Origin of the sequence: Streptococcus taoyuanensis (assembly GCF_029589235.1) — a bacterium.
In the GTDB taxonomy this organism is placed as follows: Bacteria; Bacillota; Bacilli; order Lactobacillales; family Streptococcaceae; genus Streptococcus; species Streptococcus taoyuanensis.
This window is the reverse complement of the sequence record NZ_JARQVW010000002.1, coordinates 188,169-201,061: the sequence shown is the minus strand read 5'-3', so window position 1 is coordinate 201,061 and position 12,893 is coordinate 188,169. Positions and strand designations below refer to the sequence as shown.

Annotated in this window: 10 protein-coding genes; all 10 read right to left on the bottom strand. The window is 42.8% G+C overall.

The features are described 5' to 3' along the window. Nucleotides 1-2: 2 nt before the first annotated feature. Nucleotides 3-233, bottom strand: coding sequence for a DUF1146 family protein (locus P5Y91_RS02815; protein ID WP_277838931.1), 231 nt, complete (start codon nt 231-233; stop codon nt 3-5). 98 nt (nt 234-331) lie between these two features. Beyond that, a complete protein-coding gene (locus tag P5Y91_RS02810; RefSeq protein WP_003002471.1) occupies nt 332-751 on the bottom strand; it encodes a F0F1 ATP synthase subunit epsilon in 420 nt (139 codons plus the stop codon). 13 nt (nt 752-764) lie between these two features. Continuing rightward, entirely contained in the window at nt 765-2,171 is a 1,407-nt protein-coding gene (gene atpD / locus P5Y91_RS02805; RefSeq protein ID WP_013903321.1) for a F0F1 ATP synthase subunit beta, read from the bottom strand. 85 nt (nt 2,172-2,256) lie between these two features. Next, complete coding sequence (locus P5Y91_RS02800; protein ID WP_014713090.1) at nt 2,257-3,138, bottom strand: F0F1 ATP synthase subunit gamma; 882 nt, start codon at nt 3,136-3,138, stop codon at nt 2,257-2,259. 15 nt (nt 3,139-3,153) lie between these two features. After that, on the bottom strand, nt 3,154-4,659 hold the full coding sequence (gene atpA / locus P5Y91_RS02795; RefSeq protein WP_277838930.1) for a F0F1 ATP synthase subunit alpha: 1,506 nt from the start codon (nt 4,657-4,659) through the stop codon (nt 3,154-3,156). Nucleotides 4,660-4,674: 15 nt separating this feature from the next. Further along, nucleotides 4,675-5,211, bottom strand: coding sequence for a F0F1 ATP synthase subunit delta (locus P5Y91_RS02790; RefSeq protein WP_013903319.1), 537 nt, complete (start codon nt 5,209-5,211; stop codon nt 4,675-4,677). Further along, nucleotides 5,211-5,705 carry a F0F1 ATP synthase subunit B gene (gene atpF / locus P5Y91_RS02785; protein ID WP_004219970.1) on the bottom strand — a complete coding sequence of 165 codons (495 nt, stop codon included), beginning with the start codon at nt 5,703-5,705 and terminating at the stop codon, nt 5,211-5,213. Before atpF ends, P5Y91_RS02790 begins: the two co-directional genes overlap by 1 nt. A gap of 19 nt (nt 5,706-5,724) precedes the next feature. Next, nucleotides 5,725-6,438 (bottom strand): F0F1 ATP synthase subunit A, encoded by a 714-nt coding sequence (gene atpB / locus P5Y91_RS02780; protein WP_004219958.1) that lies wholly within the window; start codon nt 6,436-6,438, stop codon nt 5,725-5,727. Nucleotides 6,439-6,471: 33 nt separating this feature from the next. Beyond that, complete coding sequence (locus P5Y91_RS02775) at nt 6,472-6,672, bottom strand: F0F1 ATP synthase subunit C (protein ID WP_003006433.1); 201 nt, start codon at nt 6,670-6,672, stop codon at nt 6,472-6,474. 228 nt (nt 6,673-6,900) lie between these two features. Beyond that, nucleotides 6,901-12,855, bottom strand: a complete 5,955-nt coding sequence (locus tag P5Y91_RS02770) for a ZmpA/ZmpB/ZmpC family metallo-endopeptidase (protein WP_277838929.1) — start codon at nt 12,853-12,855, stop codon at nt 6,901-6,903. Between the last annotated feature and the right edge of the window lie 38 nt (nt 12,856-12,893).

The following is a 12,893-nucleotide window of genomic DNA, read 5'->3' as shown; positions in this document are numbered from 1 at the left end:
GGCTAGAATTGGCCAATAAAAATCTGCCGACTCATCTCATACACGCTGATAAAAAATGAGCTAGCTATATAGCCGATTCCAATGCTGAGCATCAGGATCAAAAAACGGATTTTAACAGCATTTTCAGTACTTACTTTTAAAAACTTTTCCCATTGAACCAGGTTCAACAATAGGTAATAGGCAAAAAAGATAAACAATAAATGGCTTGAAAAGTTAAAAATCATTTGGATCATACAGCTATTATACCATATTTGATTCTCACTTTCTTCTTTTGATTCTCACTCAACAAAAATAAGGCGAGGACAAGACCTCTACCTTATTTTTTAATATGTTATAAACGATTTCCGACATTAATCCGGTTAATGGCGCGTTGAAGAGCAATTTTAGCACGACGTTCCATATCAACCGAATGCTGATCTTTGGCTTCTTCAATCGCTTTTTCAGCTCGCAGTTTGGCACGTTCTGCACGACTAATGTCGATATCTCGAGCACGTTCGGCAGAATCGGCAACAATGGTAATGACATTATCTGCTACTTCGATAATCCCCCCATTGACTGCAATCCAATCAATATGTTTGTCATCGTCGACACGACGAACCTTTACTTGGTCTACAGCCAAAACCGCAATGGTATTGATATGATGAGGTAAAATCCCTAATTCACCATCAATTGTCTTGACAGATACAAATGCGGCATGATGATCATAAACCAGTCCATCCGGTGTAACGATTTGGACGTTCATTTGACTCATCTTTCACCTCTTCTTAGAATCCCATTTTTTCAGCTTTGGCAATCACATCTTCGATCGATCCAACACCACGGAAGGCATCTTCAGGAAGATGGTCATATTTTCCGTCCAAGATTTCTTTAAAACCACGAACAGTTTCTGCAACAGGTACGTATGAACCAGGTTGACCGGTAAATTGTTCGGCCACGTTGAAGTTTTGTGACAAGAAGAATTGGATCCGGCGAGCACGAGCAACCAAGGTCTTTTCTTCGTCAGACAATTCATCCATCCCCAAGATCGCAATGATATCTTGCAATTCATGGTAACGTTGAAGGACGCGTTTGACCTCAGAAGCTACTGCATAGTGTTCTTCTCCTACGATTTCTGGAGAAAGGGCACGTGAGCTTGATGCCAATGGGTCCACCGCAGGGTAGATCCCCAATTGTACCAATTTACGTTCCAAGTTAGTTGTTGAATCCAAGTGGGCAAAGGCGGTTGCTGGCGCTGGGTCTGTATAGTCATCGGCTGGCACATAGATGGCTTGGATGGAAGTAACAGAACCTTTCTTGGTTGACGTAATCCGTTCTTGCAATTGCCCCATTTCAGTTGCCAAAGTAGGTTGGTAACCAACGGCTGAAGGCATCCGTCCCAAAAGGGCTGATACTTCAGATCCGGCTTGAGTGAAACGGAAGATATTGTCGATAAACAAGAGAACGTCCTGACCTTCGACATCACGGAAGTATTCCGCAATGGTCAAACCAGTCAAAGCAACACGCATCCGTGCTCCAGGTGGCTCATTCATTTGTCCAAAGACCATGGCTGTTTTTTCAATAACGCCAGATTCTTTCATTTCCCAGTAAAGGTCATTTCCTTCACGTGTCCGTTCCCCAACACCGGTAAATACAGAAATACCACCATGTTCTTGGGCAATATTATGGATTAATTCTTGAATCAAGACGGTCTTCCCAACTCCGGCACCACCGAAGAGTCCGACCTTCCCACCTTTCAAATAAGGGGCCAAGAGGTCAATGACCTTGATCCCTGTTTCAAGAATTTCTTCTGAAGTAGAGAGCTCGTCAAAGGATGGAGCTTTTTTGTGGATGGAGTCACGAGGAGCATCCTCAGCAAAAGGTTGATCCAAGTCAATGGTATCTCCAAGAACATTGAAGACACGTCCCAAGGTTTCTTTTCCGACAGGAACAGAGATTGGACGACCTGTGTCCAAGACTTCCATTCCACGTGTTAAACCATCGGTTGATTCCATGGCGATGGTCCGTACGACCCCATCACCAAGTTCCAAAGCTACTTCAAGAACGACTTTTGATTTTTGTTGGTCATTTTTATAGACTACAAGCGCATTATTGATCTCAGGAAGTTTATCTCCAACGGAAAAGGCAACGTCTACGACGGGACCTACGACCTGAGAAATTTTGCCTAAACTCATGTCATTCTCCTATTCTAAGTAATTTCTACTGCTCAAAAGTTCTCTTTCGAGCATCTGTTTTTGTATTTAAAATTGTATCCGACAACTATTCAAGGGCGCTAGCACCAGCAACGATTTCGGTAATTTCTTGTGTAATCGCTGCTTGACGAGCACGGTTGTATTGAATCGTTAATTCATCAATGACTTTCTTGGCATTGTCTGTTGCAGTTTGCATAGCCATCATCCCAGCAGCATTTTCAGCTGTTTTAGCATCAATAATGGCACCATAGATCATGCTTTCAGCAAATTGAGGGAGCAATTGATCCAAAATGGCATCTCGACTAGATTCCAATTCTAGATTCAATGCATAGTCCTCATCCGCTTCATTGGGGTCCAAATCAATAATTGGAAGCATTTGTTCCACCCGCATTTGACTCGTCAAACTGTTGACGTGGTGGTTGTAACAGACATACAACTCATCAAACAAACCTTCTTGATACATTTGGACTGTTTTCGAAATGATCTTGCGAACTTCCTTAAAGCTAGGCTGATCAGGCAAACCACGCAATTCATAAACCGGCTGAATCCCACGGGCACGGAAGAAATCCGCACCGACGCTTCCAATACAGATCACTTCAAAGTCATCTCCAGTTGGATGGTATTCTGCCTTCATTTCCATCATGGTTTTAAGGATGGAGGCATTATACCCCCCGACCAAACCACGATCAGATGTAATCACGATATAAGCTGTCTTTTTTACCGGGCGACTCACCAACATCGGATGGGACTTGGCATTTTCTGTTTCATGGCCATGGAGCAAGTCTGTTAAGAGCTTACGAACCTTAGCAGCATAAACCTGAAAATCCTTGGCTGCCTGCTCAGATTTCCCGAGTTTAGCAGCAGAGACCATCTGCATGGCATTGGTGATTTGACTGGTGTTTTTTGTGGATGCAATTTTATTTTTAATATCATTTAATGAAACTGCCATCTTCCACTCCTATTTCTATTTGAAATTTGACTGGTTGACAAATTCAGTAAGGGCTGCATCCAGTTCTTCTTCTGCTGGAAGATCATGTGTCGAACGAATCGTCTCAAAGATTTGATGATAATGTGCTTCAAAGTAATCAAACAACTCTTCTTGGAAACGAAGAATGTCGTCTACTGGAACACTATCTAAGAAACCATGAGTCAAGGCATACAAGATCACGACTTGTTTTTCAACTGTCAATGGTTCATGAACAGGTTGTTTCAAGACTTCCACTGTCCGACGACCACGGTTCAATTTCGCTTGAGTGGCCGCATCCAAATCACTACCAAATTTCGTGAAGGCTTCCAACTCACGGTAGGAAGCGAGGTCGATACGAAGGGTACCAGCAACCTTCTTCATAGCCTTGATTTGAGCAGATCCACCAACCCGGGAAACAGAAGATCCGGCATCAATGGCTGGACGAATACCGGCATTGAACAAACTATCTTGCAAGAAGATTTGTCCGTCTGTGATCGAAATCACGTTGGTTGCGATATAAGCGGAGATGTCCCCTGCTTGGGTTTCAATGATTGGAAGAGCTGTAATAGAACCCCCACCCAATTCATCCGAAACTTTCGCAGAACGTTCCAACAAACGGCTGTGGAGATAGAAGACATCCCCTGGGAAGGCTTCACGTCCTGGTGGACGACGAAGAAGAAGGGACAATTCACGGTAGGCTACGGCTTGTTTTGACAAATCATCATAGACGATCAAAACGTGTTTACCGTTATACATGAACTCTTCTGCCATGGCAACCCCAGCATAAGGTGCCAAGTAGAGCAATGGAGATGGTTGAGAAGCCGAAGCAGTTACCACAATCGTATAATCCATAGCTCCGTATTTACGGAGAGTTTCTACTTGCGTACGAACTGTTGATTCTTTTTGACCAATCGCCACGTAGATACAGATCATGTCTTGACCCTTTTGGTTCAAGATGGTATCAATGGCAATCGAAGTTTTCCCTGTTTGACGGTCCCCGATAATCAATTCCCGTTGGCCTCGTCCAATTGGAACGAGGGCATCAATGGCTTTCAAACCTGTTTGGAGTGGTTCTGAGACAGATTTCCGTTGCATAACGCCAGGAGCTGGTGTTTCAACTGGACGAAATTTATCTGTCACAATCTCACCCAAACCATCCACTGGTTGGCCAAGTGGGTTGACAACACGCCCAATCAAGGCATCCCCTGCTGGGACTTCCATGATTTTACCCGTACGACGGACAGAATCCCCTTCACGAATATCTGTAAAATCACCCAAAATGATGATCCCGACATCCGTTGTTTCCAAGTTTTGAGCCATCCCGTATGAGCCATTTTCAAAGATCAACAACTCACCACTCATTGCGTTTTCAAGCCCATGAGCACGGGCAATCCCGTCACCAATGTAGGTTACAACACCTGTCTCAGTGACGTCAAAGTTTGGCTGGAAATTTTCAATTTGTTGCTTAATTAAAGCGCTGATTTCTTGTGCGTTAATCGCCAAAATTCACACCACTTTCTATTTCAATTTAGATTTTATGACTTGCAATTGGTGTTTGAGACTGGTATCCAATGTTTTATGATTGGCTGTCACGACAAAACCACCAATTAAATCTGGATCGATCTTTTGTTGGATTGAGCGAACCTGAATGCCAAATTTTCTTTCGATAATGGGTACTAGCTTTTGCTCTTGAACAGGATCCAAACCAGCAACTGTCGTAACAGTGACGACAAATGCGTTGCTCAACAGTTGAATCTGATCCAAACAAATCGTTACAATGTCATAAAATAAGGCTTCACGATGATTGAGAATAACCACTTCAATCAAATGGTCGAGTAATTGTGAATCCGAGGGTTGAAAAAGTCTTAGACTTTTTGCTTTCTCTTCATCCTCTACACCGATATGAGCTAAGAAGTTAGCAAGTCCAGTCTCCTCAAAAATGCCCTTGATTTGGGTCAATTTTTCAAAGACAAGATCTTGTTCTCCTTTTTCAAAGACCAATTGAACAAAAGGCTGGGTATATTTCTCAATCACCATCAGTTGCTTTTTGTCCATTAGGCTTCTCCTAATTCATCAAGATAGCGATCGATCAGTTGGCGTTGACCTTCAGCATCCAGCTGTTGGCTCAACAATTTGCTGGCAAGATTGACAGTGAGATCTGCCACATCGCCTTTGATACTGTTCAATGCTTCTTCTTTGTTGTGCGCAATTTCTTGTTGCGCTTTTTCTTTCAAACGTACAGCTTCTTGAGTGGCTTCTGAAAGGATTTGCGATTTGTTCTTTTCCGCAGTTTCCTTTGCATTTTCGACGATAGACGCAGCTTCTTTGCGGCTACCTGCCAACTCTTCTTCACGTTTACTTGCCAGTTCCTCAGCTTTTTGACGAGCTGATTCTGCTCCATCAATATCATCTGTAATCTTTTTGGCACGCGCTTCTAAAATTCCATTGATATTGTTCCATGCAAATTTCTTTATTAAAAAGATTAATAATAGGAAGGAACCAGCAATGAGAATAAAGTTACCAATAATTTCACTCATTGATACATGCATTCTTCTACTCCTCCTCTACTTACTCTTCGCCATTAATTTTCTTACCAATATAGATTGATGACAACATGGTAAACACATAGGCTTGGATACATGAAATGAAAATTGAAAATGCAGTCCATGCCATGCTACCAATAAAGGCAAATGGATACCAATAGAAAGCTTGGTGTGATAAGTTCACGAGCAAGCTTGCTAATACCTCACCCGCAAAGATATTTCCGAAGATCCGAAGTGCCAAGGAGGCAAAGTTCGTTAATTCTTCCAAAATATTCATGGGGGTCATAAATCCAGGTGTCACAAAAGCCTTTAAATATTCCTTCACACCACGTCGGCGAATTCCTTCTACATGGGCGATCAAGGTGATCAAAAATGAAAAGGCAAAGTCATAACCCAGGTTAGCGGTTGGTGATGTCCACAAATTGTAACCATTGGTCGTTTCGATTTTAGCCATCAATCCAATGTTATTGGCCACTAAAAGAAATAGGAAAAGAACAAACAAGAACAAGGAATAGTCCTTTATATAATGTTCCCCAATATTTCCTTTGGTGAAGCCTACGACAAAGTCATATGCGTATTCCAGCACATTTTGTTTGCCCTTTGGTCGGATCGTCATTTTACGGCTGGCCCAATAAATAAAGCCAAAAACCACTAAAACAGCAATCAAGGTCATAGCAAGTAGGGTCAAATTAAAAGTTACAGGTCCAAGAGTTATCGTTGGAGTGATACTTTCTTCCAAGTTTTGACACCTCCTTTTCTAAAATAGAAGTGCTTATTTGATAATGAAGGCCATAACCAAGGTTACGAAGAAAGTACCTTCGACAAAGGCAACACCAAGAATCAAGAGGCTACGCAATTGACCAATAATTTCTGGTTGACGAGACGCAGATTTCAATAAGCTGCTCATCATCAAACCTTCTGCCAGTGATACACCAAAACAGGCTAAACAAAGACCTAAAAATGTTAAATTCATGATGAATTCTCCTTTTATTAATTTTACCTCCTTAGTTTACTCCTAAAAGATATAATAGTCAAATATTTCCTAGAAAAGAAAGCGTTTTTGTTAAATTACGTTATTTTTTTAATATGATAATTTTTCCGATCTACGATTGATTCCTTTTAATTTTTAGACACTTTGTCCACCTCTATTCATTTTTTCTTCTAAAAAACTCTCACCTGCTCAGCAGATGAGAGAATTCAATTATTTAAAGATAGAGGTTTTGAAACTGTCCGTTTGTTGTAGCAATTTCCTAAAGATTTTTTCTTTCAGTGCAACCGTATTGTCAAATTTGACAGAACCGTTACTTAGAGTAGCCTTATCTTTATCCACTGCATCAGCAAATGCACGTTTCAAGTCTTCATAGCTACTGTACGTTTTACCATCGATGTCAATAGCCTGAAGTCCATTTTTGGCACTTGTCACAACTTCATTAAAGTAAGCTTTCTTCCAGTCTTCAAGGTTACTGAATCTTCCATCAGAAATCTTGCTAATGATGAAGTCATCTCCTAGAGTGGCATGTCCAGCTTGTTTGGATTCTTGTTTATACTTGTTCGAAGCATAACCCAGGAATCCTTTTTCATAGCCATAATAACCCCAAATCCTGAAAGTATTGTGTTTGAAGGACATGGCTCCAGGAGCCCCTTCACTGGTGTTCCCACCATAGATCCCTGTCATCATCGGCACGGTCACATAGGCTGAACCAAAGTCTGATGGATTATAGACTCCATTTCCAGGACCACGGTTGGTCATAAAGTTGTTAGTAATGAGGTCATCTACCGTATGCAAGGCGATGGCTTTTTCCTCATCACTCAACGGTCGAACCTTATCGAATTGATTCTTGGTGTTAGCTCCTCGGTATTGTTTATCAACCTTCTTGAACCAAGCATTGTTTAAGTCCTTACTATGTTTGTCCAATACAGCTTCTCCTTCTAGGTAATCTAGAAGCATGAGCGTATCGTTATAACCTTTCATGTAGCGATCAATCTCATCACGTGATTGAAGATCGTTTGGATTGGTATTGTACCATTGGTTGCCATCGTTCGGACGTTCATAGGCCATGTTGAGACCTAGGGCCTTGTATTCCCCATTTGGATTGGATACAGATGGTGTTTGAAGCATTCCTTGAGCAAAGGCTTCAATATCTGTTCCTTCGCGGTGTCTCCACCCACCTAAGTAAACCATACGGTCATTGACGTGCGTCGTTTCGTGCGTAAAGGCAGACACCCCAAAGTCACTGATCATATCGGTCACCATGAAGAAGACAGAGTCGTCTTTATATGGATTTCCGTAAATTCGAGCTACAGCCCCCATGCGCCAATCTGTCGCATGGTAACGATCGGTAGGCCCGTACAATTCACGGATTGGAGCCACATCTTTGCCACTGTTGGTATGACCATAGCGATCTGTACTGATGCCCTTATAGTTTTGGTTATCGAGAACAGGGGTCGGCACCATATTCTTGCTCTTCAGGAGCTGATTGCGAACCTTATCCGTTGCTAGACGTGACCAAAAATCTAGGTAATTCTGTTGTCCTTTAGCCACCTTGTCAATTTCGGCCTTGAAGGCAGTTCGTTCCGCTTCCGTATTTTTACCATATTTCTCAAAGGAACTGTAGGCCATGGTATTGTAAGTTGAAATCAAGAACATATGGGCATCTTTTAAGTTCAAGAGTGGCAAGATCATTTTACCGTGAACATCATTGTTTAAGCCCTCATAGGCTCTATGCTTAGCTGATGCGAAGGTTGGATTGGTCGTCTCAGGCTCCACAATATAGACATTGTCTTTGGTTGCTTTGATGAACCAATCATTCAAGTCTCTATCACTTGTAAAGAGTTCCATATTGTATTGCAAGAAGTCATTAAGATTTCCAGAAAGAGTCGATTTAGCCACGACTTCACGGAAGGCATCGTGGGTACGAGTCCCTTTGATATAGTCTTCTTTTGAACCGATTTCAATCAAGCGGTCTAAGACATCAACATTCTTCCCATAGAAATCTGGCTTGAACAACATGAGTTGCTTGATATTCAAGTTATCAAACTTCACTCCGTAATAACGATTGAGATAAGAAAGACCCAGGAGAACCGCTGCCTTGTTATCCTCAATTTTCTTGATAAGCGCCCGTTTGGCAGCCTCATCTGTGTTTAATTGATGATCCTCATTTTCAACCAACTGTTTTACAAAGTGAGTCAGATTATCCTTCACCTCTTTGAAGGATTCTTCCAGATAGAGGTTCTTAATAGCATTGACTTTGTTAGGTCCTGTTCTTCCTAGATGTGTGTAAATAGGGTCTGATTGCAATTCGATTGGATTTAATGTTTCAACAATGGCGCTAATGAGATCCGTCCGGTCCTTGTCCACCATATTCGGTGTGTAGACTACTTCACCAAGTTCTGCTACACTGTACTCTTTGACTTGTTTGACTTTTGAATCTTTCGGTGAAATGCTAAAGATATCTTTTGTCTTATCCGAGTAATGGATCAGAATGTGGTCGGCATCAGCTAGTTCAGTGACAAAATCATTGCCCTTCATAGCGGTCACAGACAAGACTTCCTTGGTCAAGAGAGGACTCGTTGCAGCCAATTTATTCCCTTGGTCGACAATCCATTCTTTGTTGTAGAATGGTTGCAATTTAGCAATATTGCGGTAAGCTAACTCACGAGTCGCATCGTAAGCAGTGATGGCCTTGTATTGATCGTCTTTGCTAACAAGGTGATTGAGCCTATCTTCAATCGGTTTGTCGCTGGTGAATGTATTAGCAGTAATCCCCATTGCTTCAATTTTATTCTCAGCTTCTGCAAGGGAAATGCTAGGGATTTTACGAGAGTTGTTATAGGTTTTCTTACCTTCACTCACGCCCTCCACACTGTAATTGCGTTTGGTTCTTGAGTAAGTAAAGTAATCATCTGCGTCGATATCCGAATGCCCGAAGACCATCTCACCTGTTTTGACTTTCATCATGGTGATGTTGTCTTCAATAGCCCCCAAGGCCCAGTTGGTCCCCAGTAAGCCACCAGATTGAACCGCTTCTTTCAGTTCGATTGAACCTTTAGCAACTGAATTTCTGAGAACTCCTTCTCTACCTAACGTATTGTTATTTCCACCATTTTGAGAAGAATAAACTAAACCTGCAGCTTTGGCTTTGTTACCAGTGATTTCAGCATCAACGTAAGCTTTTTCAACGACACCTTTCCAGTTCTCACCAACAACACCCGCTAGATAGCCACCTTTGTTGCCAGCAGCATGCAGTTTCCCGATAAAGGCAACATTGCTGACCTTCCCGCTACCATCAATTTTATTGACAATTCCTGCTACGTCATTGTTCCCGACAACACTTCCTATTACTTTAACGTTCTCAACAGTTGCATTGTTTTTGATGACACCTGCGATTGGTGCTACTCGATCTGTCCCAGGTAGGTCAATATTGACATTTTCAAGCAAGAGATTCTTAACCGAGCCACCTTCGATGTTACCAAATAATGGTCTTGTAATGTTATGGATGGCAAATGTATTTCCATCCGTACTTTCCAAAATTCCCTTGAAGGCATTGGTTACATAGGATTTTCCTGCTGGCTGGACATTAGTCGCATTCATATTGCTACCCAGTTTAAAGGTGCCAGTCGGATTGGCTTGCATAGCTTTTACAAGTTCGTTGAAATTGTAGTAGACATCACCTTCATGTGCTTTGGGTTTCGCAATATAGTGGACATAGTCCTCACTGAACTGGTTGTCCGCAGTCCGTTGAATGAGATCAGGAGCTTTGGCTGTTACTTTGTATAGGGTCACGCCATCTACCGTTACTTCTTCAATTTTATCAACGGCTAGTTTTGTAACCTTATTATCATGGGTGGTGACCTTTAAGTAGTAAGGCTTAACATTCGATGGTTTTTCAGACAAGAGACTACTATCGGTCTCATTTCCTTGGTCATCCACACTGATTAAGCTTGTTTCCTTAATATTTTTGACTTCGACTTTTTTAAGGTCGATTCTCAGTGGTTCTTCCTTAAGAACTTCTTCTTCGTCCCCATTTCCACGGTCATACACCATGGTCGTTGCGAGCGTATAATCCTTGTAGTAGTCCAAGTCCGCTAAAGCAGCTGCCAAGTCCGTCTCTGAAAGGGTCAGGGTTTTCACCACTTGATCACCCTTCTTCAATACAGCCTGGATGGACTTGATGGTCACACCGTCTGGTTTGTCCAAACGATAAGTAGCTTTAGCACTGCGCTTCAATTCTTCCTTATCGACCTGGGTCAAGGTCAAGGTTGGCTTGTCAAGTTCTTTGGCCCCTTGTTGAATGATCTGATCTTGCGCCTGTTCAACTACTTCTTCAGAAATCGTAGGAGCATCCGCCGTTTTACCCCCCTTGATGGTCTTGTAAACCTTGGTGATTTTCTTCTTCCCATTTTTACCGGCTTGAGAAACCCTTTCTGATCCTTTTAGCAAGGTGGCATCTTGTTCGGTTACCGTCTTAAATGGAATTTCCTCATACGAAACATCCTCTGTTTGGCCTTCAATCGCCTTAGTCCCACGACTAATTTTTTCTGTCACAGGAGCTTTTACCGTTTCAGTTGTCGTGCTCACGGGCTCGCCAATCTTCTCACCATTGACCGTCTTATAAACACGACGAATCTCCTGACTACCAGCCTCGCCTTTCTGAAGAAGGCTTTCTTCATCGGTGTAACGATTGGCATCCGTTACATACTCTGTTTCATATGGAAGGATTACCGTTTCTGTCTCTGTTACCGTCCCTTCCGTAACTTGATAGGTTGGATTATCCGGTTGAACGGGAGCTTCTCCCACATGGCCTTCTTCTTGTGTCCCTTTTGCTTCCACCACACCTGTATAGGCTGGAGTCTCCGGTTGAATAGGAGCTTCTCCGACATGGCCTTCTTCCTGCGTTCCCTTAGCTTCCACCACACCTGTATAGGCTGGAGTCTCTGGTTGAACAGGAGCTTCACCGACATGGCCTTCTTCCTGTGTTCCCTTGGCTTCTACCACGCCTGTATAGACTGGGTTCTCCGGTTGAACTGGGGCTTCGCCGACATGGCCTTCTTCTTGTGTCCCCTTGGCTTCCACCACACCTGTATAGGCTTGATTCTCTGGTTGAACAGGAGCTTCGCCGACATGGCCTTCTTCTTGTGTCCCCTTAGCCGTTACAACTGGAGAAGGGCTGGGTTGAGGGGTTGGTTGGGCATCTTCTTTTGTCCCAACAGCAAGAATTTGTGAAACTGGTTCTTTGGTGACCTTGCTTTCGACTACTCTGCGAACTTCTTGTCCATCTACCACACTCACTTCCGTCAATATGGTACGCTCCCCATTTTGGCCAGCAGTCAGCACCTTGGTTTGCCCTTTGGCTAATGTAGGATCAGCTTGCTTGACGGTTTCAAATGGCACAGGCTCAGTAGAGACTTCCAGGCTTGGTTTTTTAACTTGAGGAAAGGCTGGAGCGACTTCTGGCGTCACACGCGCTTGTGCTTCCACTTGTGGAATACCTGTACTTGTTTTGATCGTTCCTTCTACAGAAGGTTTCGTTTCCTGCATAGCCTTTGGCTCTCGTAAGCTCGTCTTTTGGACTGACGGGTAGCGCAGATAGCCCACATAGTCATAGCCATCAATTTGAATCACACCATCTGCAAGATCTTCGCTCGATGCGATCGCAAGATCCTGGTTATAAGCGCGCAAAACTTGATTTTGTAGGGCTGCGACTTCAACTGGAAGTAGAAGACTTTGTCCCATGGCTCCAATCAAAAGGACGCCCATAACCTTCTTTCGGTGCTTTTTAGAAAGTAAGAGGACCGCAAAGGAAGCTGTGGCTAGACTTAACCCAAAAAGAGCGACTTCCTGACTTCCTGTTTGAGGAAGAACCGACTGAGTTGCTTCCTTCTTCTTATAGACGAGATAGAAAGTATCTTCATTTTGATATGCTTCAGGGATTGCATGAATCACCTGTGCTTTTTCTTCAGCAGTCAGCTCTTCTTCTGTCACATATCCTAAGTGCACATGAGCAGGTAGAGTCACCTGATCTGCTTTGACAGGACGAGCTCCTAACAAGCTTCCTCCTAATAAAAAGACTCCAATGGCTACCGGACCAACACCGACAGATAATTTTCGAATCGAATATTTGGTCATTTTTTCAAACGTTTGTTTCGCTTTTTTCATCCTAAAATTCCTATATAGTAATATTTAACCCTCAAGCA